Annotated in this window: 21 protein-coding genes; 15 read left to right on the plus strand and 6 right to left on the minus strand. The window is 67.1% G+C overall.

Translation table 11 applies throughout. From position 1 onward, the window contains the following. The first annotated feature begins 104 nt into the window (after positions 1-104). Positions 105-1,313: a globin domain-containing protein gene (locus tag AC0VYB_RS13335; RefSeq protein ID WP_009379482.1), complete on the plus strand. Its 1,209-nt coding sequence runs from the start codon at positions 105-107 to the stop codon at positions 1,311-1,313. A 3-nt stretch (positions 1,314-1,316) separates the two neighbouring features. On the opposite strand, the gene AC0VYB_RS13340 is transcribed toward AC0VYB_RS13335, so the two are convergent. Then, entirely contained in the window at positions 1,317-2,426 is a 1,110-nt protein-coding gene (locus AC0VYB_RS13340; protein WP_009379484.1) for a mannose-1-phosphate guanylyltransferase, read from the minus strand. A 270-nt stretch (positions 2,427-2,696) separates the two neighbouring features. On the opposite strand from AC0VYB_RS13340, the gene sdhC reads away from it, so the two are divergent. The 7 genes from sdhC to AC0VYB_RS13375 all read left to right on the plus strand — a co-directional run bounded on the left by sdhC (position 2,697) and on the right by AC0VYB_RS13375 (position 9,337). After that, a complete protein-coding gene (gene sdhC, locus AC0VYB_RS13345; RefSeq protein ID WP_009379486.1) occupies positions 2,697-3,074 on the plus strand; it encodes a succinate dehydrogenase, cytochrome b556 subunit in 378 nt (125 codons plus the stop codon). Between the two features lies 1 nt (position 3,075). Further along, complete coding sequence (locus tag AC0VYB_RS13350; protein ID WP_009379489.1) at positions 3,076-3,525, plus strand: succinate dehydrogenase hydrophobic membrane anchor subunit; 450 nt, start codon at positions 3,076-3,078, stop codon at positions 3,523-3,525. Positions 3,526-3,534: 9 nt separating this feature from the next. Continuing rightward, a complete protein-coding gene (gene sdhA / locus AC0VYB_RS13355) occupies positions 3,535-5,295 on the plus strand; it encodes a succinate dehydrogenase flavoprotein subunit (protein WP_009379491.1) in 1,761 nt (586 codons plus the stop codon). Beyond that, positions 5,295-6,086 carry a succinate dehydrogenase iron-sulfur subunit gene (locus AC0VYB_RS13360; protein WP_009379493.1) on the plus strand — a complete coding sequence of 264 codons (792 nt, stop codon included), beginning with the start codon at positions 5,295-5,297 and terminating at the stop codon, positions 6,084-6,086. Before sdhA ends, AC0VYB_RS13360 begins: the two co-directional genes overlap by 1 nt. Positions 6,087-6,246: 160 nt before the next feature. Continuing rightward, positions 6,247-7,461, plus strand: coding sequence for a D-alanyl-D-alanine carboxypeptidase family protein (locus tag AC0VYB_RS13365; RefSeq protein WP_009379494.1), 1,215 nt, complete (start codon positions 6,247-6,249; stop codon positions 7,459-7,461). A gap of 344 nt (positions 7,462-7,805) precedes the next feature. Continuing rightward, the gene (locus tag AC0VYB_RS13370) at positions 7,806-7,970 is read left to right on the plus strand and encodes a hypothetical protein (protein WP_156491127.1); all 165 of its coding nucleotides are present in this window, start codon (positions 7,806-7,808) and stop codon (positions 7,968-7,970) included. Between the two features lie 227 nt (positions 7,971-8,197). Next, entirely contained in the window at positions 8,198-9,337 is a 1,140-nt protein-coding gene (locus tag AC0VYB_RS13375; RefSeq protein ID WP_009379496.1) for an FUSC family protein, read from the plus strand. Here the strand turns inward: AC0VYB_RS13375 and AC0VYB_RS13380 are convergent. The 5 genes from AC0VYB_RS13380 to nrdH form a co-directional block, all read right to left on the minus strand. Beyond that, a complete protein-coding gene (locus AC0VYB_RS13380; protein WP_009379498.1) occupies positions 9,328-9,546 on the minus strand; it encodes a hypothetical protein in 219 nt (72 codons plus the stop codon). The genes AC0VYB_RS13375 and AC0VYB_RS13380 overlap by 10 nt on opposite strands. Positions 9,547-9,687: 141 nt before the next feature. Further along, positions 9,688-10,659: a class 1b ribonucleoside-diphosphate reductase subunit beta gene (gene nrdF / locus AC0VYB_RS13385; protein ID WP_009379500.1), complete on the minus strand. Its 972-nt coding sequence runs from the start codon at positions 10,657-10,659 to the stop codon at positions 9,688-9,690. Positions 10,660-10,717: 58 nt separating this feature from the next. Then, a complete protein-coding gene (gene nrdE / locus AC0VYB_RS13390) occupies positions 10,718-12,964 on the minus strand; it encodes a class 1b ribonucleoside-diphosphate reductase subunit alpha (RefSeq protein WP_179952599.1) in 2,247 nt (748 codons plus the stop codon). Further along, complete coding sequence (gene nrdI / locus AC0VYB_RS13395) at positions 12,850-13,263, minus strand: class Ib ribonucleoside-diphosphate reductase assembly flavoprotein NrdI (protein ID WP_009379509.1); 414 nt, start codon at positions 13,261-13,263, stop codon at positions 12,850-12,852. Before nrdI ends, nrdE begins: the two co-directional genes overlap by 115 nt. 1 nt (position 13,264) lies before the next feature. Next, on the minus strand, positions 13,265-13,513 hold the full coding sequence (nrdH, locus tag AC0VYB_RS13400) for a glutaredoxin-like protein NrdH (RefSeq protein ID WP_009379512.1): 249 nt from the start codon (positions 13,511-13,513) through the stop codon (positions 13,265-13,267). 490 nt (positions 13,514-14,003) lie between these two features. On the opposite strand from nrdH, the gene AC0VYB_RS13405 reads away from it, so the two are divergent. The 7 genes from AC0VYB_RS13405 to AC0VYB_RS13435 are packed head-to-tail and all read left to right on the plus strand — an operon-like array spanning position 14,004 to position 20,505. Beyond that, positions 14,004-14,999, plus strand: coding sequence for an AAA family ATPase (locus AC0VYB_RS13405; protein ID WP_009379514.1), 996 nt, complete (start codon positions 14,004-14,006; stop codon positions 14,997-14,999). Positions 15,000-15,011: 12 nt separating this feature from the next. Further along, positions 15,012-15,896: a DUF58 domain-containing protein gene (locus AC0VYB_RS13410; RefSeq protein WP_009379515.1), complete on the plus strand. Its 885-nt coding sequence runs from the start codon at positions 15,012-15,014 to the stop codon at positions 15,894-15,896. Then, positions 15,883-16,335 (plus strand): hypothetical protein, encoded by a 453-nt coding sequence (locus tag AC0VYB_RS13415; RefSeq protein WP_100227494.1) that lies wholly within the window; start codon positions 15,883-15,885, stop codon positions 16,333-16,335. Before AC0VYB_RS13410 ends, AC0VYB_RS13415 begins: the two co-directional genes overlap by 14 nt. After that, positions 16,326-17,300 (plus strand): vWA domain-containing protein, encoded by a 975-nt coding sequence (locus AC0VYB_RS13420; RefSeq protein ID WP_009379522.1) that lies wholly within the window; start codon positions 16,326-16,328, stop codon positions 17,298-17,300. Before AC0VYB_RS13415 ends, AC0VYB_RS13420 begins: the two co-directional genes overlap by 10 nt. Further along, positions 17,297-18,571, plus strand: coding sequence for a vWA domain-containing protein (locus AC0VYB_RS13425; protein ID WP_144589344.1), 1,275 nt, complete (start codon positions 17,297-17,299; stop codon positions 18,569-18,571). The genes AC0VYB_RS13420 and AC0VYB_RS13425 overlap by 4 nt, the downstream gene beginning before the upstream one ends. Beyond that, on the plus strand, positions 18,568-19,371 hold the full coding sequence (locus AC0VYB_RS13430) for a hypothetical protein (protein WP_009379526.1): 804 nt from the start codon (positions 18,568-18,570) through the stop codon (positions 19,369-19,371). Before AC0VYB_RS13425 ends, AC0VYB_RS13430 begins: the two co-directional genes overlap by 4 nt. A gap of 21 nt (positions 19,372-19,392) precedes the next feature. Beyond that, the gene (locus AC0VYB_RS13435) at positions 19,393-20,505 is read left to right on the plus strand and encodes a histidinol-phosphate transaminase (protein WP_009379528.1); all 1,113 of its coding nucleotides are present in this window, start codon (positions 19,393-19,395) and stop codon (positions 20,503-20,505) included. The last annotated feature ends 1 nt before the right edge of the window (position 20,506 follow it).

A 20,506-nucleotide genomic window follows, 5' to 3' on the forward strand; every position in this document is an offset into this window, starting at 1 on the left:
CGAACGGACGGTCACGGCCGAATAAACACGGTCGAAGCCCAAGCATGCTGCGCGCCCCGCTGCCACCCTGGAGCCAACGAACCGCCCCCTGACGAAGGATCCCCATGCAGCTCAGCCCGCAGTCACACGAGATCGTGGCGGCCACGGCCGGCGTCGTCGCCGCGCACGCCGACGAGATCACCTCGGTGTTCTACCCCTCGATGTTCGAGGCCCACCCTGAGCTCCTCAACATCTTCAACACCGCCAATCAGGCCGTCGGCGAGCAGCCGAAGGCCCTCGCGGCCTCGGTCGTCGCCTTCGCCGTCCAGCTCATCGACCCCGACGCCCCCGACTTCACCCCGGTGCTCAATCGGATCGCCCACAAGCACGTCTCGCTCGGGATCAGGGCCTCGGAGTACCTCGTCGTCGGCAAGTACCTGCTCGGCGCGGTGAAGACCGTGCTCGGCGATGCCGTCACCGACGAGGTCGCCGCCGCGTGGGACGAGGTGTACTGGCTCTTCGCCACGGCCCTCATCGCCGAGGAGGCGAGGCTCTACGCGCAGGGCGGCACGGATCCCGAGCACCCGTGGCGCGACTACCGGGTCGTCGAGCGCTTCGACGAATCCGACGAGGTCTTCTCCCTCCTGCTCGCCCCCGTCTCCGGCGAGGTGCCGAGCCACCGCACCGGTCAGTACGTCGCGATCCTCGTCGAGCTCCCCGACGGTTCGACCCAGCCGCGGCAGTACACGATCTCCTCGGGTCCCCGTGGGGACTCGCTGCGGGTGACGATCAAGCGGGTCCGCGGCGTCGGCGGGGCGCCGGATGGTGTCGTCTCGGGCTGGCTGTTCGACAATGCCGAGCCGGGCACCGTCCTCAAGCTCTCGCAGCCGGCCGGCGACGTCGTCCTCGGCGAGTCCGACGCTCCGCTCGTCCTCGTCTCCGCGGGCATCGGGATCACCCCGATCGCCGCGATCATGGAGGACCTCTCGCGGCGCCAGCCCGACCGCACGGTGCGCCTCTACCACGCGGACCGCTCACACGCCCATCACGCGCTCTACGCCGGATTGCGCCGGCAGATCCTCGCGATGACCGATGCGCAGGCGCTCAACTGGTACGAGGAGGGCGCGACCGAGGCTCCGACCCTCCACCCCGCGCGCAGCGGCTTCATGGACCTCAGCGGCATCGCCGTGCCCGCCGAGGCAGAGGTGTTCATGTGCGGTCCCCTGCCGTTCATGCAGGCGACGAGGCTCGCGCTCATCGACAAAGGCGTGCCCGCCGAGCGCATCCACTACGAGGTCTTCGGACCCGACCTCTGGGCGCAGAGCCCGAAGTGAGGCTCAGAGCAGGTCGTCGAGGCCGCGCTCACCGGCCAGAGACACCGCCTTCTTGACGTCCTGGGCATGTGAGCGGGAGGTGATGAGGAGGACGTCCTCGGTGTCGACGACGACGAGGTCCTCGAGTCCGACGATGGCGACGGTGCGCGGCTGCTCGGAGAAGACGACGCCCGAGGCGTCGACTTCGAGGAGGTCGCAGGACCCGCCGATCGAGATGACCCCGCGCGGTTCGCCGGGCACGGGCTGACGCAGCCGGGCGACGGAGTCGAAGTCGCCGACGTCGTCCCAGCCGAAGTCGCCGGGGATGACGATGACGCGACCGGCCTCGGCGGCGGGTTCGGCGACGACGTAGTCGATGGCGCGCTTCTCCAGGCCCGGCCACACCTCGGCGAGCACGGCGTCACGGGATTCCGTGTCCCACGCCTCGGCGATCTGCGACAGGCCCTCGAAGAGGGTCGGGTCCTCCGTCCGGAGGATCTCGAGGAGGGCCGAGGCCTTGGCGATGAACATGCCGGCGTTCCAGCGGTAGCGGCCGGAGTCGACGTAGCGGCGGGCCGTGCTCGCGGCCGGCTTCTCCGCGAACGCGAGCGCCCGGCGGGCGGTGGGAGCGCCGGGGATGCCGAGCAGACTGCCGGTCTTGATGTAGCCGTAGGCGGTCGCGGGGTTCCGGGGCATGATGCCGACGGTCACGATGTCACCGGTCTCCGCGGCTGCGCAGGCCTGTTCGATGACGGAACGGAATTCGTCGACGTTCGTGATCGAGTGGTCCGCGGAGAACGAGCCGACGATCGCCTCGGGGTCGGTCTTCGCGATGAGGAGGGTCGCCAATCCGATGGCCGCGGCGGAGTCCTTCGGCGAAGGCTCGGCGACGATGCGGCTCAGGCACAGTTCGGGCAGCTGCTCGGCGACCTGGTCGAGGTGGCTCTCACCGGTGACGACCCAGACGTTGTCATCGCCGACGAGCGGGGCGACCCGATCCCACGTCGACTGGAGAAGGCTGCGTCCGGTGCCGAGCACGTCGTGGAGGAACTTCGGGGATGCCTTGCGGGAGAGCGGCCAGAGCCGGGTTCCGGATCCGCCCGCGGGGATGATGGCGTGGAAGTGCGTGTTCACCCCCTCAGTGTCTCAGAGTCCGGGCACCGCCTCTGCGAAGTTCTCCGCCGTGTCGGGGTGAGGAGAACCCGAGCGCACCGGGCCGCGAATTACCGCACATGAATATGCGGTAAATCGCCGTCCCAGCACGCGGAATCAGTCGCTGTGAGGGAACTGCCAGGGTCTGGGTGTGATCCATCCCGCTCAGCGGCGGACCGACTGGCAACTGCGGGGCGTTGGGCGTAGTTTCATGTTGTACATCGTCGATTCATCCAAGATGGAGGATGCTCCGTGGCCCAAGCGTCAACGAGCACTCTGTACCGCGGTGGAGAAGGAATGTGGTCCTGGGTCGCGCATCGCGTCACAGGCGTCGGAATCTTCTTCTTCCTGCTGGTCCACGTGCTCGACACAGCACTCGTTCGCGTTTCCCCCGAGGCGTACAACGCCGTCATCGGGACGTACAAGACGCCGATCATGGCCTTCGGGGAGATCGCCCTCGTCGCCGCGATCGCCTTCCATGCGTTCAACGGCCTGCGCGTCATCCTCATCGACTTCTCCAAGGGCGGACCGAAGAACCAGAAGAAGCTGTTCTGGGGGGTCATGATCCTCTGGCTCATCGTCATGGTCGCGTTCGTGCCCCGCCAGCTGATGCACACGTTCGGAGGCTGATATGAGCACAACATCGATTCCGGCGCCCCGCACCGGTTACTCCCGCCACAAGTCCACGCGCTCGAAGTTCGAGATGTTCGCGTGGCTCTTCATGCGTCTGTCGGGCATCGTGCTCGTCATCCTCATCTTCGGGCACCTCTTCGTCAACCTCTGGGCCGGCGAAGGCGTCCAGCAGATCGACTTCGGCTTCGTCGCCGGCAAGTGGGCGAGCCCGTTCTGGCAGATCTGGGACCTCCTCATGCTCTGGCTGGCGATGCTGCACGGCACGAACGGCCTGCGCACGATCATCATGGACTACGCCGAGAAGCCCGGCACCCGGATGAGCCTCCAGCTCATCCTCTACATCGCCTCGGCGGTCATCCTCGTGCTCGGCACGCTCGTCATCTTCACCTTCGATCCCTGCCCTGCCGGAGCCGACCCCGCGCTGCTCGCGTCGTTCTGCCAGGCCTAAAGGAGAAACATGCAGGTACATCACTACGACGTCGTCATCGTCGGCGCCGGTGGCGCTGGCATGCGCGCGGCCATCGAGTCGGGCCAGCGGGCCCGCACCGCGGTCCTGACCAAGCTCTACCCCACCCGTTCCCACACCGGCGCCGCCCAGGGCGGTATGTGCGCGGCCCTGGCGAACGTGGAGGAGGACAACTGGGAGTGGCACACCTTCGACACCGTCAAGGGCGGTGACTACCTCGTCGACCAGGATGCCGCCGAGGTGATGGCAAAGGAGGCCATCGACGCCGTCCTCGATCTCGAGAAGATGGGGCTGCCGTTCAACCGCACCCCCGAGGGCAAGATCGACCAGCGCCGCTTCGGCGGTCACACCCGTGACCACGGCAAGGCACCGGTGCGCCGGTCCTGCTACGCCGCCGACCGCACCGGCCACATGATCCTCCAGACCCTCTACCAGAACTGCGTCAAGCACGGGGTGGAGTTCTACAACGAGTTCTACGTCCTCGACCTCGTCATGACCGAGGTCGACGGAGTCCGTCGTCCCGCCGGCGTCGTCGCCTACGAACTCGCGACCGGTGAGATCCACGTCTTCCAGGCCAAGTCCGTCGTCTTCGCCACCGGCGGCGTCGGCAAGGTCTTCAAGACCACCTCGAACGCCCACACGCTCACCGGCGACGGCATGGCCGTGACCTACAACCGCGGCATCCCGCTCGAGGACATGGAGTTCTTCCAGTTCCACCCGACAGGTCTCGCCGGTCTCGGCATCCTCCTGTCCGAGGCCGCCCGCGGTGAGGGTGCGATCCTGCGCAACTCCGAGGGTGAGCGCTTCATGGAGCGCTACGCCCCGACGATCAAGGACCTCGCTCCGCGTGACATCGTCGCCCGGTCGATGGCCAACGAGGTCCGCGAAGGCCGCGGCGCCGGTCCGAACAAGGACTACGTCCTCCTCGACCTCACCCACCTCGAGCCCTCGCACATCGACGAGAAGCTGCCCGACATCACCGAGTTCGCCCGCACCTACCTCGGTGTCGAGCCCTACACGGAGCCGGTGCCGGTCTTCCCGACCGCGCACTACGCGATGGGCGGCATTCCGACGAACATCGCCTCCGAGGTGCTCGCCGACAACGACACCGTCATCCCCGGCCTCTTCGCCGCCGGCGAGTGCGCGTGCGTGTCCGTCCACGGCTCGAACCGCCTGGGCACGAACTCCCTGCTCGACATCAACGTCTTCGGCAAGCGTGCGGGCATCGCCGCCGCCGAATACGCCAAGGGCGCCGACATGGTCGAACTGCCCGAGGACCCTCAGGCCGACACGGTCGCCGTGCTCGAGCGCCTGCGGACCTCCGACGGACCCGAGCGCATCGGCGCGATCCGCAAGGACCTGCAGGAGATCATGGACGCCAACGTCCAGGTGTTCCGCACCGACGAGACGCTGCGCGAGGCGCTCGCGGAGATCGAGAAGCTCCGTGCCCGCTACGACAACGTCGGCATCCAGGACCGCGGCAAGCGCTACAACCTCGACCTGCTCGAAGCCGTCGAGCTCGGCTTCCTGCTCGAACTCGCCGAGGTCATCACGGTGGCAGCGATCCACCGCAAGGAGTCCCGCGGCGGTCACTTCCGCGAGGACTTCCCGAACCGTGACGACGAGAACTTCATGCACCACACCATGACGTACCTCGATCCGGAATCGGAGGCCGAAGGGATCCCGGGCATGCGCCTGGAGACCAAGCCCGTCGTCGTCACCCGTTACCAGCCGATGGAGCGTAAGTACTGATGAGCACCGAAACCACCACCCCGGAGCCGGCGTCGAAGGTCGACCTCCCCTCGCATGTGAGCGGAGACCAGGGAGAGATCCCGTCCTTCGACTGCACCTTCCGCATCGCCCGCTTCGATCCCGAGACGGACGAAGCACCGCACTGGGAGGAGTACAAGGTCACGATGTACGGCACCGACCGTGTGCTCGATGCCCTGCACAAGATCAAGTGGGAGATCGACGGTTCGCTGTCCTTCCGCCGCTCGTGCGCCCACGGCGTGTGCGGGTCCGATGCCATGCGCATCAACGGCCGCAACCGCCTGGCCTGCAAGACCCTGCTCAAGGACCTCGACACGAACAAGGTCATCACCGTCGAGGCGATCAAGGGCCTTCCGCTCGAGAAGGACCTCATCGTCGACATGGAGCCCTTCTTCCAGTCGTACCGCGAGATCATGCCGTTCCTCATCACCTCCGGTCATGAGCCCACGCGCGAGCGCCTGCAGTCTGCTGAGCAGCGCGAGGCCTTCGACGACACGACGAAGTGCATCCTCTGTGCTTCGTGCACCTCGTCGTGCCCCGTGTTCTGGACCGACGGCCAGTACTTCGGTCCGGCCGCGATCGTCAACGCGCACCGCTTCATCTTCGACTCGCGTGACGAGGGTGGCGACATGCGCCTCGAGATCCTCAACGACAAGGAAGGCGTGTGGCGTTGCCGCACGACGTTCAACTGCACCGATGCCTGCCCGCGCGGCATCGAGATCACCAAGGCCATCGCCGAGGTGAAGCAGGCGATCCTCCAGCGCGCGTTCTGATCCAGCGCTGATCCGGCATCGGTCGGATCCCCCTGGGATCGACCGGATCCCCCGCCGAGGCGGCCGTGCACAGGCACGGCCGCCTTCGTCGGTTTCCCCGTCGCTTCGGGGATGCGAAACCTGAGGATCGGCGACACCGAGGATCCGTACACTGGTCGGCATGCGCTCTGCTTCTCCGACCGTTCGCTGCGCCCCGCGTGTCCTTGCCGCCTCGCGCCCGCGCGCCGTCACCGCCGCGATCCTCACGCTGTTCCTCGTCCTCACACAGCTCGTCCTCTCCCCCGGCACCTCGCATGCTCAGCCCGAGCCGACCGAGAAGGGGGAGAAGATCTACGTCACGCGGTCCGACCTCGGCGACGGAACGAAGCCACCGGCACCGATCGGCACCGCATGGCTCGTCGGGGACCTCGACTCCGGGGAGCTGCAGGTGGCCGAGAACATCGATGTCCGGCATGCGCCGGCGTCGACGATCAAGCTGCTCACGGCGCTCGCGCTCGTCGACGTCCTCAATGACCCCGAGCAGAAGGTCGAAGCGACGTTCGAGGACATGGAGATCGACGGGACGAAGGTCGGGCTCATGCAGAAGAACTCGTACACTGTCGACACCCTCTTCCACGCGATGCTCATGTCGAGCGCCAACGATGCGGCCAATGCGCTCGGTCGGGCCGCCGGCGGGCAGGAGAAGGCCGTGGCGCTGATGAACGAGAAGGCGAAGTCGCTGGGGATGACGAACACGCGCGCGGCCAACACCACCGGCCTCGACGACCCCGACCAGTACACGACGGTCTCCGACATGATGAAGCTCGCCTGGGCGGTGACCGAGAACGAGCGGCTGATGGAGATCATCGGCACGCAGACGTATAAGTTCCCGGGTGGGACGAACCCGGAGACGAAGGAGAAGTTCAAGGGCTACGAGATCCAGAACCACACGAAGGTCGTCGGTCAGGTCGAGGGCGGCCTCGGGCTGAAGAACGGGTACACGAAGGCCGCGAAGGGCTCCTACATCGCCGTGGCCGAACGCGACGGCAGACGGGTCGTCTCCGCGCTGCTCGGGTCGGAGAACAACTCCCGGCAGGCCGCCGTCGACCTCCTCGAATGGGACTTCGCACAGACGAACCCGGAGACGCTGGCCACGGTGCCGGTCGGACCGGCGGCGACGCCGAGTCCGACGGCCACGGCCTCGGGCAGCGGCAGCGACGCCGGCGGGACCGCCGACGCCGATGCCGCGCCGTCTGCCGAGGCAGCCGGGAATGAGACCTCGGTTCCGTGGGGCGGGGTGCTGCCGTTCGTCCTCCTCGGCGGGGGTGTCGTCCTCCTCATCGCAGCGATCCTGCTCTGGGGGCGTCTGCGGAAACGGCATCGCACGCTGAGCTGAGGCGTCGTTTTGACTCCCGACGCTTGGAGGGTCTACTCTGGTCACTTGCGCTCGAAGCGTCCGTGACCGCCCTGGCATGCATCGGCCGGGCGACGACGGAGACGGCAGGCCGATCATGACGGCCGCCGACCGAGACGAACCACCACGGACACCGTGTCTCTTCGCAGTGCAGTCCCGTCACCGTCGGGATCGACCCGCATCACGGTGAACCCCGCAGGAGAATGCGACGACGACCGTTGCAGGAATCCTGCCGTCTTCCGGCGACCACCCATCGCCGCATCAACCACACGACAGGGCCCAGGCGTCGTTGCCTGTCCTGTCGTCGACAGAAAGGAGGGGAACCCATGTCTGAGTTCCCACAGTGGGTCCAGCGTGCCGTCGAGCATGCCGGCCTCATCGACCCGCAGATCAGCACGGAGCACGGGGAGGTCACGATCAGTGACGCCACCGGCCGCACCGTCCTGTTCACCGGTTCGGCGCTGCGTGAGACCACGCCGCTGGCTGCCTGAGCGCAGCCTCCGCCGGAGCGGAGCAGCGCACTGCCGGGTCTGACGCAGTGCGCCCGCTCCCCCGGCACCGACCACGACGCCCGGATCATGTGCCTCCTTGTTCGAGGATCATGATCCGGGCGTCTTTGCGTCCCCGAAAATGAACAGGTACCTTGTCTTTTCGGGCGAGCGCACGACTCGTCTCGACCGGCACGAGAATCCCTTTCCAGGAAGCGAGGACGACCCTAGTGACACCCTCTCTCGCAACGATCCTCGACCGCCTCCGACGGCCCGAGACGGTCACGGATCTCATCCAAGTCGCCAAGACGGTCATCGCCGCCACTCTCGGGTGGTGGCTTTCGGTGGCCGTCCTCGACTCGCAGATGCCGTTCCTCGCCCCGTGGGCCGCACTCCTCACCGTCCATGCGACGATCCACCGCTCGGTCGCACGCGGAGCGCAGACGATGGTCGCCTCGGTCGCCGGGGTCGCGATGTCCTTCGTCATCGGCAACTGGCTCGGGGTGAGCCTCTGGACGTTCGGCTTCGCCCTCCTCGTCGGGGTCCTCCTCGCCCGTCTTCCGTGGATCCGGGAGGAGGGCATCGCGATCGCGACGACGGCGATCTTCGTCCTCGGCAGCGGATTCGACAGTCAGGAGCCGTTCCTCCTCGAACGCATCGTCGAGCTCGCGATCGGCGTCGGAGTCGGTGTGGGGGTGAACTTCCTCATCGTCCCACCGATGCGCGACCAGCAGGCGGCGGAGCACATCGACAGCGTCAACCGGCGCATCGGCGAGGTGCTGGAGAACATGGGTGATGAATTCGCCGTGTCCTGGGACACTGATCGGGCTGGGGTCTGGTTCGCGGAGACGGAATCGATGAGCGGTGAACTCTCCGCCGCGTGGCAGACGGTACACCTGGCGAGTGAGTCCAGGCGGGCGAATCCCCGGACCCGACTGCGGTCGCTGCGGCGGGTGCTGCGTCGGCACGACGACGAGCCCTCGGAGGTCGCCGAGCTCAGCTATGAGAACATCCTCCAGCGTCTCGACGAAGGGGTCTCCCACGTCCGCCACCTTGCGCGCACTCTCCACGCAGCGACCTACGATGACGGCGACTGGGACGAGACCTTCCGCGAGCGCTGGGCTGCGATCGTCGGCGACGCCGGCCGGGCGGTCGCCGACCCCGACGCCGAGGTCGCTCCCATCCACGCCCGCCTCGACGAGCTCTCCGCGGAGCTCTCGGACGGTGAGGAGCTGCCGCAGCGGGCATGGCCGCTCTACGGGGCGCTCATCACGAGCGTGCGCCACATCGCCGTCATCGTCGACGATGTCGCCTCGGCACGCCGAGCCCGGGACGCCGAAGAATCACCGACTGAATCGGCTCACGTCTGAGGGTGGTCCTCGTCGTCGAGGCCGACCTCGACGGACTGTTCGGCCACATCGGCGCCATCGGCCTCGCGGACCGCGGGGAACGATCCGGTCGGCTGCGCGTCCTCACCCGTGGGCTCCGTGCCGACGACGCCCTCGGGGTCGTCGAGGTCCTGTGCCTGCTCCATCCGGTCCGGCTCGGGCACTTCGCTGAACGACTGCACTGAGTTCACGATTCCTCCTTGAGACGGGACGGCCATGGGGGTACTCGTGATCGTAACCGCGTGGGCGCGCATGTCAAGGAGAAAGCAGAGGCGGCCCGGTCGATCGACCGGGCCGCCAGTCGGCAGCGCGCTGCTGTGAGGGTCAGCGACTCAGAAGTCCCAGTCCTCGTCCTGGGTGTTCTCGGCCTTGCCGATGACGTAGGACGACCCGGAGCCGGAGAAGAAGTCGTGGTTCTCATCGCTGTTGGGCGAGAGCGCCGCGAGGATCGCCGGGTTGACGTCCGTGACCTCCTTGGGGAACATCGCCTCGTAGCCGAGGTTCATCAGCGCCTTGTTCGCGTTGTAGTGGAGGAACTTCTTGCAGTCCTCGGCCAGTCCCACCGAATCGTAGAGCTCGTGGGTGTAGGAGACCTCGTTCTCGTAGAGCTCGAAGAGGAGGTTCATCGTGTAGTCCTTGAGCTCCTGACGGCGCTCCGCGGTCTGCGACTCGAGTCCCCGCTGGTACTTGTAGCCGATGTAGTACCCATGGACGGCCTCATCGCGGATGATGAGGCGGATGAGGTCGGCGGTGTTCGTCAGCTTCGCATGCGACGACCAGTACATCGGCAGGTAGAACCCGGAATAGAAGAGGAACGACTCGAGCAGCGTCGAGGCGACCTTGCGCTTGAGCGGATCATCACCCCGGTAGTAGCTGAGGATGATGTCGGCCTTCTGCTGCAGGTACGTGTTCTCCCGCGACCAGCGGAACGCCTCGTCGATCTCCTTCGTCGAGGTCAGGGTCGAGAAGATCGACGAGTACGACTTCGCGTGGACGCTCTCCATGAAGGCGATGTTCGTGAGCACGGCCTCCTCGTGCGGGGTCACCGCATCGGGGATGAGCGAGATCGCGCCGACCGTGCCCTGGATCGTGTCGAGCAGGGTCAGCCCGGTGAAGACGCGCATCGTCAGCATCTTCTCCTCATCGGTCAGCGTCGCCCACGAGGGGACGTCGTTGCTCAGCGGCACCTTCTCCGGCAGCCAGAAGTTGCCGGTGAGGCGGTCCCAGACGTCGTCGTCGACCGGATCGACGACGCGGTTCCAGTTGATGGCGTCGACGTGTGAGGCCAGGGTGAGGTTTTCCACGGAGGTGTTCTCTCTTCTTAGTTCGTCAGTTCAGCGGGGTGTCAGCGGTCGGTCGGCGTCACAGCATGCACGAGACGCAGCCGTCGACCTCGGTGCCCTGCAGCGCGAGCTGACGCAGGCGGATGTAGTAGATCGTCTTGATGCCCTTGCGCCACGCGTAGATCTGTGCCTTGTTGATGTCGCGCGTCGTCGCGGTGTCCATGAAGAACAGCGTCAGGGACAGGCCCTGGTCGACGTGCTTCGTCGCCTCGGCGTACGTGTCGATGATCTTCTCGTAGCCGATCTCGTAGGCGTCCTGGTAGTACTCGAGGTTGTCGTTGTCCATGAAGGGAGCCGGGTAGTAGACGCGCCCGATCTTGCCCTCCTTGCGGATCTCGATCTTCGAGGCCACCGGGTGGATCGACGAGGTCGAGTTGTTGATGTAGGAGATCGACCCGGTCGGCGGCACGGCCTGGAGGTTCTGGTTGTAGATGCCGTGCTCGGCGACCGCTGCCTTGAGCTCACGCCAGTCGTCCTGGGTGGGGATGTGCACGCCCGCCTCGGCGAAGAGCTCGGCGACCCGCGCCGTCCGCGGCTCCCATGTCTCATCGATGTACTTGTCGAAGTACTCACCGGTCGCGTACTTCGAACGCTCGAAGCCGGCGAACGCAGAGCCGCGCTCCTTCGCGATCTCCATCGACGCCCGCACGCAGTGGTAGGCGACGGTGTAGAAGTACATGTTCGTGAAGTCGAGGCCCTCGTCGGAGCCGTAGTAGACGTGCTCACGGGCGAGGTAGCCGTGGAGGTTCATCTGGCCGAGCCCGATCGCGTGCGACATGTCGTTGCCTCGGGCGATCGAGGGCACCGACTGGATGTCCGAGGTCTCGGCGACGGCGGTGAGTCCGCGGATCGCGGTCTCGACGGTGCGCCCGAAGTCCTCGGAGTCCATCGTCAGGGCGATGTTGAGCGACCCGAGGTTGCACGAGATGTCCTTGCCGACGACGTCGTAGCCCAGATCCTCGTCGTACTTCGACGGTTCGGAGACCTGGAGGATCTCCGAGCAGAGGTTCGACATGATGATCTTGCCGTCGATCGGGTTCGCCCGGTTCACCGTGTCCTCGAACATGATGTACGGGTAGCCGGACTCGAACTGGATCTCCGCGAGCGTCTGGAAGAACTCGCGGGCGTTGATCTTCTTCTTCCGGATCGAGGCGTTGTCGACCATCTCCTCGTACTTCTCCGTGACGTCGACGTCGGAGAACGGGATCCCGTAGACGCGTTCGACGTCGTAGGGGCTGAAGAGGTACATGTCCTCGTTGCGCTTGGCGAGCTCGAACGTGATGTCGGGGATGACGACGCCGAGCGAGAGGGTCTTGATCCGGATCTTCTCATCGGCGTTCTCTCGCTTGGTGTCGAGGAAGCTGTAGATGTCCGGGTGGTGGGCGTGGATGTAGACCGCGCCCGCGCCCTGACGCGCACCGAGCTGGTTGGCGTAGGAGAAGGAGTCCTCGAGCAGCTTCATCACGGGGATGACACCCGAGGACTGGTTCTCGATCTTCTTGATCGGAGCACCGGACTCGCGGATGTTCGTCAGGCTGAAGGCCACGCCGCCGCCGCGCTTGGACAGCTGCAGGGCCGAGTTGATCGAGCGGCCGATCGACTCCATGTTGTCCTCGATGCGCAGGAGGAAGCACGAGACGAGCTCGCCGCGCTGCTTCTTCCCGGCGTTGAGGAAGGTCGGGGTGGCCGGCTGGAAGCGGCCGGTGATGATCTCGTCGACGAGCTGCGTCGCGAGCGTCTCGTCCCCGCGGGCGAGGAAGAGGGCGACCATGACGACGCGGTCCTCGAAGCGCTCGAGGTAGCGCTTGCCGTCGAAGGTCTTGAGCGTGTACGAGGTGTAGAACTTGAACGCGCCGAGGAACGTCTGGAAGCGGAACTTGTGCGAGTACGCGCGCTTCGACAGGGACTCGATGAAGTCGAAGGAGTACTGCTCCAAGACCTCCGGCTCGTAGTAGTCCTTCTCAACGAGGTAGTCGAGCTTCTCCTTGAGATCGTGGAAGAAGACCGTGTTGTTGTTGACGTGCTGAAGGAAGTACTGGCGCGCAGCCTGTTTGTCCCGCTCGAACTGGATCCGCCCGTCCATGTCGTAGAGATTCAGCATGGCATTGAGCGCATGGTAGTCGAGGTCCGTCTCTTCGCGGATGATGTCCTCTACATTGCGGTCTTCAGCGAGCTCTCGCACAGTTTGTCCAATCCTAGGTTCACATCCGCGACCTCCTCGGGGGTGCCGAGGAGTTCGACGCGGTACAGCAGGGGAACGTGGCATTTCGCGGCGACCTTGATCGCCGCCTTGCAGTATTCGGCTCCGAAGTTCGTGTTTCCGGCGCCGATGACGCCGACGAGGTGCCGGCGGTTCGATTCGATGTTGAGGAACTTGATCACCTGTTTGGGCACGGCCCCGCGGTTGGGACCGGCACCGTAGGTGGGGGTGACGAGCACGAACGGCTCGTCGACCAGCAGCGTCTCATCCTTCGTCAGCAGCGGCAGACGGCGGGAGGGATGATCGAGCTTGCCCACGAAGCGGTGGGTGTACTCGGACGAGCTGGAGTAGTAGACGACGAGCATCTCAGGCCACGACGGTGGCCGCCGTCTGCTGGCCGGCGAGGGCGGCGATCTTGTCGGGGCGGAAGCCCGACCAGTGGTCGCTGTCGGTGACGACGACCGGCGCCTGCATGTAGCCCATGGCCTTGACGACGTCGAGGGCGTTCTCGTCGACGCTGAGGTCGACCGTGGTGTACTTCAGTCCCTTGGCGTCGAGCGCACGGTAGGTGGCGTTGCACTGGACACAAGCGGGCTTGGTGTACACGGTGATCATGGCGACTCCTCGTCTCTGTGCTGGATGGGTGTTTCCGATGGGTGGGCCATGCCGGCGACGCGGCCTCCCGAGTGGGAGGGATCACTGTCAAGGCGACCGGCGATGACCACTAGATGTTGTGTTCGGGTACGAGCCTACCCCTATATCCAGTGTTACACCAGTGTGATTAGCACCGTCCACACCCTGTGCCCGAAGTCCTCCACAGTCGTCCACAGGCTGTGAACGACAACGGTGTAGTTCGATCACCAGCGCGGACACGCGCGACTCCGGGCGAGACAGCGATTCGGGGTCGGGATCCGGGCTGGGTTATCCACCGTTGTCCACAGGAAAAATTCATTCCTTGTGGGCGTGTTGCCCGGCGTGTCGACGACTGCGTCCGGACCTTCACACTATGTGTCGGTACTGACACGAGAACACCCAGTCACGTGTCAGGGTCCGCTCCTATGCTGGGTACCGACAGCAACGACGACCACGAGAGAGCAGCACGCGCATGACGGCAACGGCACCGGCCAACACGCAGGAGATCGCCCACGCGAAGTCCCTCCTCAGCGGGCTCGAATCGTATCTCGACCACTTCGTCGTCGGGCAGCAGCGACTCCGCGAGTCCCTGCTCATCGGCCTCCTCTCCGGCGGCCACCTCCTCCTCGAGAGCGTCCCCGGACTCGCGAAGACCACGGCGGCCGCCGCCCTCGCCAACGCCGTCGACGGGAAGTTCTCCCGCATCCAGTGCACCCCCGACCTGCTGCCGGCGGACATCATCGGCTCGCAGATCTACAACGCCCGCGAAGGCTCCTTCAACACCGTCCTCGGTCCCGTCCACGCCAACATCGTCCTCCTCGACGAGATCAACCGCTCCTCGGCGAAGACGCAGTCGGCGATGCTCGAGGCGATGCAGGAGCGGCAGACGACGATCGGCGGACAGCGCTTCGACCTGCCCAGGCCCTTCCTCGTCATGGCCACCCAGAACCCCATCGAGCAGGAGGGCACCTACCAGCTGCCCGAAGCCCAGCTCGACCGCTTCATGATCAAGGATCTCCTCACCCACCCGAGCCCGAACGAAGAGGTCGAGATCCTCGCCCGCCTCGACTCCGGTGTCTTCGACAAGGACTCCGTGCCCGCGGCCTCGTGCACGCTCGAGGACGTCATGACGATGCAGCGCTACGCGCGCACCATCTACATCGACCCCTCGATCACTCGTTACCTCGTCGAACTCGTCCACGCCACGCGCAACACGCAGAAGTACCTCGGTCGCCTCGCCCCCTACATCGAGTACGGGGCCAGCCCCCGCGCCTCGATCGCCTTCACCAACGCCGGGCGGGCGCTGGCGATGATCCGCGGGCGCAACTACGTCATCCCCGAGGACATCAAGGATCTCGCCCACCGCGTCCTCGCTCACCGCATCCAGCTCAACTTCGAGGCCGCCGCGGAGAACATCACGAGCGCCCAGGTCGTCGATGCCCTCCTCATGGCAGTGCCGACCCCGTGACCAGGTGCCCTGATGACTGCTCTGCTCAATCGGATCAAGGCGCGGATGACCATCCACGCCCACCGGCGCACGCGCCGTCTCCTCGACGGGGACTACTCCTCGGTCTTCCACGGCCACAGCCTCGACTTCGACGACCTGCGCGACTACATCCCCGGTGACGAGATCCGCGACATCGACTGGAAGGCCACGGCCCGCCATGCGGATCCGCTCGTCAAGCGCTACGTCGCCCACCGTCGCCACATCCTCGCCCTCGTCGTCGACACCTCCCGCGGCTTCGACGCCGTCACCTCGGCGGGGGCGGACAAACGGCAGCTCGCAATCCTCATGGCCGGGATGACCGGCTACCTCGCCGTGCGCCACGGTGACGACGTCATGCTCATCCACGGCGACGCCGAGCACACGCTGGCCTCCCCGCGCAAGGGCAGCGAGGCCCACCTCGAGCACCTCCTCCAGCAGATCCTCGCCGAGGCCGGAGGGACGACCGACGGGTCGATCGACGCGCAGCTGCAGTGGATCGCCGGGCACATCACCCACCGGATGCTCATCGTCGTCATCTCCGACCAGGCGCCGCTCGGCCCCGAGGCGGAGGCGACGATCAGGCGCCTGCGCGCCCAGCACGAGATCCTCTGGATCACCATCACCGACGCCGACCTCGCGCGTCTCGGCCCCGCCGCCGCCCCCTTCGACGTCGCCCGCGCCGACGTCGGCCTGCCGTCCTCGGTCATGGCTGACCCCCGGGTGCAGGCGGAGTTCATCGTCGCCGAGGCGGAGCGCCGTCAGCACCGCACCGACCTGCTCTCGAAGCTCGGGATCGCCCACACCGAGGTGTCCGAGCCCGAGCAGGCGCTCGGCAGCCTGCATTCCCTGCTCTGGAGGCACCGTCGTGGGTCCCGTTGAGCTCATGGGTCCGCTGCAGATCTCGGTGTGGTGGTACGTCGCCGCCGCGATCGTCCTCCTCGCAGCGCTCGTCAACCTCTTCGCCCCGCTCCTGCGCGCGGCCGCCGGCGCCACGGCGAAGGCGCAGCCGCGGATCCCGATCCCCGTCCGCAGCACGTACATGACCCGCATCGCCGACGTCGAGGCGGATCTCGCCGCCGGTGAGACCGACGTCCGCGAGGGCGCGCGGACGCTGGCGAAGATCGTCCGCGAGTTCGCCCGCGACGCGTGGGGCGTGCGCTCGGAGCATCTGACGTACCGCGATGCCGCGGTCGCCGGCCTCGACGACCTCGCCGATTCCCTGCGCGGGCTCTACACCGCCGAGTTCGCCGAGGACGGGGCCGAGGACCTGCGTGCCCAGATCGCCGAGGCGAGGAAGCTGGTGGCGCGATGGTCCTGATGTTCTGGTGGCTCGCGCTCGCGCTCCTCGTCCTCGCCGCACTCGCCGTCGTCGTCTTCCGGCGTCCGCGCCGCACGGTCTCCTCCCTGCCCGTCGCCCACAGCGCACGGATGACGAGCCTTCCCGGGTTCCGCCGTGCGATGCGGAGGAAGATGACGCTCACCGCCGCCTTCCTCGGCGTCATCGCCCTCACCGGACTCGGGGCGCTCGCCGGAGTCGCCCGGCCCGCCTGGATCGAGACCGTCAACCCGGAGAAGAAGCTGCGCGACGTCATGCTCTGCCTCGACGTCTCCGGCTCGATGCTCGGCTACGACGCCGACCTGCTGGCCGCCTACCAGGAGCTCGTCGAGCGCTTCGACGGCGAGCGCATCGGCATGACCGTGTTCAATGCGACCGCGGTCTCCGCGTTCCCGCTCACCGATGACTACGACATGGTGCAGAACTACCTCGAGGACGCCGAGCAGGGGTTCCGGACGTGGGGCTCGGAGGGCACCGACTACTCATGGTCGACCTCGCCGCCGAACATCGGCGGGTCCTCGCTCATCGGCGACGGACTCGTGTCCTGCATCGACAACTTCGACCGCAAGGACGAGGACCGGTCGCGCTCGATCGTCTTCGCCACCGACAACATGCTCGCCGGTGAGCCCCTGTTCGAGCTCAACGAGGCCGCCGACATCGCCGTGGAGGCGAACGTCCGGATCTACAGCCTCTCCCCGCCGTCGATCCTCGCAACCACCCAGACCCAGGAGCTCAGGTCCGTCTCCGATCGGACCGGCGGCAAGCAGTTCGACATGGGTTCGGCGACGACGATCGACCGCATCGTCTCGGAGATCCAGAGCCAGGAGGCGCAGAACACTCCGGGTCGCTCGTACACGATCGTCCACGACATGCCCGCCGCTCCCCTGCTCATCGCCGCGTTCGGACTCATCGGCGTCTTCGTCCTCGCGTGGAGGGTGCGATCATGACCTTCGACCCGCTGCTCGGATGGATCGGCACGGCCGTCATCGTCGCCGTCCTCCTCGCCGTGTGCCTCATCCCCCTCATCCGCGGCCGGGGCCCGAAGTGGAAGTGGTTCGCGCGCATCGGCGTCGTCGCCGTCCTCGCCCTCGCCCTCGCCCGCCCGGGCGTCACCACCGAGTCGACGACCGAGGAGTACGAGACCGCCGCCGACGTCTACTTCCTCGTCGACACGACGACGTCGATGGCCGCCGAGGACTACAACGGGACCACCCCGCGCATCGACGGGGTCAAGGAGGACATGCTCGCGCTCGCGGAGCAGCTGCCGGGCGCGCGCCTGAGCATCATCACCTTCGCCTCGACCGCCTCGACGGCGATGCCCCTGACAACCGACCACGCGGCCTTCGCCTCGGCGGTCGACGTGCTCACCCCGGAGTACTCGCTCAATTCGAACGGCTCGTCGATCACCGAGGCCGGTGACGAGCTCAAGGCCCGGATGGATTCGAACGAGGAGGACCGGCCGGGCAACAAGACCCTCGTCTTCTACTTCGGCGACGGAGAGCAGACGGCGCCCGGTCAGCCGGACTCGTGGACCTCCTTCGCCTCCCGCATCGACTCCGGCGCCGTGTTCGGCTACGGCACGACCGCGGGCGGGAAGATGAAGGAGTCCCAGCCCTTCGGCTCCGGCGGATTCCCCGGCGGCACCGACCAGGACCCCTGGGATCAGGACAGCTCCGGCCAGGACGGCGGCGGCCTCGACTCCGGCTCGTCCTCGGACGATGAGTACATCCGCGACGCCGAGGGCAACCTCGGGATCTCGACGATCGACGAGGCGAACCTCAGGCAGCTGAGCTCCGACCTCGGCGTCCCCTACCACCTGCGCGACGGCAGCGCCCCGATGTCCTCGGTCTACACCGCACCGACCTACGATCAGCAGCTCGTGCGCAAGGACGGGCGCGTCACCGTCGACGAGTACTACTGGATCCCGCTCGCGCTCGTCTTCGCGTGGATCGCCGTGGAGATGATCTTCGCCTTCCGGGAGTTCGTCCGCCTGCGGGCGATCATGCCCCCGCGCCGAGGCGGTCGCCGTGCAGCCGCGCCCCCGCCGATGTCGGGTCCGCCGCTGCCCGGGCCGCCGCTGCCCGGCGGACCCCCGCGGCCCTTCGGTCCCCCACCGGGTTCCGGACCGCCACCGCGCACCGGACCGCCACACGGGGACCCCCGCCGCCCGATGCCGGTCGGTGCTCCCTCGCGTCCGGAGAGCGGAGGACGACGATGAGGCGACTCACCCGCCTGTGGACGCGCCTGCGTCTGCTCACGAAGATCAACCTCCTCCTCGGCACGGCGCTCGGTCTCGCCTTCGCCTATATCGCGACGACCGTCTACTTCGGTGCGGCATCGCAGGTCCGCTACGACTCCAACGACTTCCCCGGAGCCCAGAAGGCAGCGACCGTCTTCCTTGCGCTCAGCCCGCTCGAACGCCACATCGGCTACTACAACCGGGGCACCGCGAAGGCCGCCGTCGGTGACTTCGAACCCGCGCAGGAGGACCTCGAGACCGCGCTCGACCTCACCCCGCCGCGGGACGAGTGCGCGGTGCGGATCAACCTCTCCTTCGTCTACGAGAAGCTCGCCGACCAGGTCGCAGGCCAGGACGAGAAGAAGTCCGGAGAACTCTACGACCAGGCGCTGGCCACGCTCGCCGACGCTCCCGAGGAGTGCCGGCCGGATCAGAGCGAGACCCAGCAGAAGAGCGACGAGGCCAGCGAACGCGTCCAGGAGAAGAAGGACGGCGGCCAGAGCCAGGACAGCGGATCCGGCGACGACTCCCAGGGGTCTCAGGGCGATGACGAGCAGAACGGCGACGACCAGCAGAACACCGACGACCAGCAGGGCTCCGGCGACCAGAACCAGGACGATCAGGGCAGCGAGGAGCAGAAGGACGACTCGGGCGAGATGACCGAGGAGGAGAAGAAGCGTGAGGAGCTGCGCCAGCGCGGCGAGGACTCCAACCGCGAACAGCAGCAGCAGGGACCCGGCGGCAACGGCGGACGCACGACCCCGGACAAGCCGTGGTGAGCGCTGTGCGATCATGAGTGCATGACCGACACCTCACCCTCGGCCGAGGCTGCCCCCGGCCTGCCGCGTCTGCGCTCCGCCCTGACGACGTTCCCGCCCTACATCCCGGGCAAACCGCCGGCAGAGGTGCCCGGTCTCACCCCGTACAAGCTCTCCTCGAACGAGAACCACCTGCCGCCGCTGCCGGCCGTGCTCGAGACGATGGCCGCCCACGCCGTCGCCCCCGCCGCCTACCCCGACGACGCGGCGGCGGCGCTGCGCCGGGAGCTCGCCGACCGCCTCGGCGTGGGCACCGACAACCTCGTCGTCACGACGGGGGCGAGCGAGCTCCTAGTCGCCCTCACCCAGATCACCTCGGACGCGACCACCGAGGCGATCTACCCCTGGCCGTCGTTCGAGATGTACCCGCAGACGACGGGCCTGGCCGGGTCGACCCGCATCGAGGTGCCGCTGCGGTCCGACGGCACCCACGACCTCGCGGCGATGGCGGCCGCGATCACCGAGGCGACGAGCCTCATCATCCTCTGCTCCCCGAACAACCCGACCGGCCCGGTGCTCCGCGACGCCGAGGTGCGCGAATTCCTCACCGCGGTCCCCGACCATGTCGTCGTCGCCCTCGACGAAGCGTACTGGGAGTTCGCGAACACGCCCGGCGCCGTCGACGGCCTCGAGCTCGTCGCCGACCATCCCAACGTCGTCCTCCTGCGCACCTTCTCCAAGGCCCACGGACTCGCAGGGCTGCGCGTCGGCTACGGAGTCGGCCATCCGAGCGTCATCGCCGGCCTCCTCAAGGCCGTCATCCCCTTCGGCGTCACCGACCTCAGCCAGGCCGCGGCGCTCGAGTCGCTGCGCCACTGGGACGAGGTCATCGACCGCGCAAGGCAGATCGCCACGATCCGCGACGGATTCGCCGCGGGCCTGCGCACCCAGGGCTGGGAGGTCCCCGAGGCTCAGGGCAACTTCGTCTGGCTGCCGCTCGGGCCGCTCTCCGACGCCTTCGAGGACGCCTGCGTCGCCGCCGCGATCGCCGTGCGCAACCTCGGCGACGGGGTGCGCATCAGCATCGGCCCGCCCGAGGCCCTCGACCGGGTCCTTGAGGTCGCAGCGGCCTTCCGCGCCGAGCACTTCGGCTGAC

It is taken from the genome of Brevibacterium sp. Z349TD_9, assembly GCF_056173565.1.

Coding starts and splice junctions, on each gene's coding strand:
- AC0VYB_RS13420 (WP_009379522.1), top strand. CDS start 16,326: ATGGTCCTGATGTTCTGGTGGCTCGCGCTCGCGCTCCTCGTCCTCGCC.
- AC0VYB_RS13425 (WP_144589344.1), top strand. CDS start 17,297: ATGACCTTCGACCCGCTGCTCGGATGGATCGGCACGGCCGTCATCGTC.
- AC0VYB_RS13360 (WP_009379493.1), top strand. CDS start 5,295: ATGAGCACCGAAACCACCACCCCGGAGCCGGCGTCGAAGGTCGACCTC.
- AC0VYB_RS13370 (WP_156491127.1), top strand. CDS start 7,806: ATGTCTGAGTTCCCACAGTGGGTCCAGCGTGCCGTCGAGCATGCCGGC.
- AC0VYB_RS13430 (WP_009379526.1), top strand. CDS start 18,568: ATGAGGCGACTCACCCGCCTGTGGACGCGCCTGCGTCTGCTCACGAAG.
- AC0VYB_RS13365 (WP_009379494.1), top strand. CDS start 6,247: ATGCGCTCTGCTTCTCCGACCGTTCGCTGCGCCCCGCGTGTCCTTGCC.
- AC0VYB_RS13335 (WP_009379482.1), top strand. CDS start 105: ATGCAGCTCAGCCCGCAGTCACACGAGATCGTGGCGGCCACGGCCGGC.
- AC0VYB_RS13410 (WP_009379515.1), top strand. CDS start 15,012: ATGACTGCTCTGCTCAATCGGATCAAGGCGCGGATGACCATCCACGCC.
- nrdE (WP_179952599.1), bottom strand. CDS start 12,964: ATGCCACGTTCCCCTGCTGTACCGCGTCGAACTCCTCGGCACCCCCGA.
- AC0VYB_RS13350 (WP_009379489.1), top strand. CDS start 3,076: ATGAGCACAACATCGATTCCGGCGCCCCGCACCGGTTACTCCCGCCAC.
- AC0VYB_RS13435 (WP_009379528.1), top strand. CDS start 19,393: ATGACCGACACCTCACCCTCGGCCGAGGCTGCCCCCGGCCTGCCGCGT.
- nrdI (WP_009379509.1), bottom strand. CDS start 13,263: ATGCTCGTCGTCTACTACTCCAGCTCGTCCGAGTACACCCACCGCTTC.
- nrdH (WP_009379512.1), bottom strand. CDS start 13,513: ATGATCACCGTGTACACCAAGCCCGCTTGTGTCCAGTGCAACGCCACC.
- AC0VYB_RS13405 (WP_009379514.1), top strand. CDS start 14,004: ATGACGGCAACGGCACCGGCCAACACGCAGGAGATCGCCCACGCGAAG.
- sdhA (WP_009379491.1), top strand. CDS start 3,535: ATGCAGGTACATCACTACGACGTCGTCATCGTCGGCGCCGGTGGCGCT.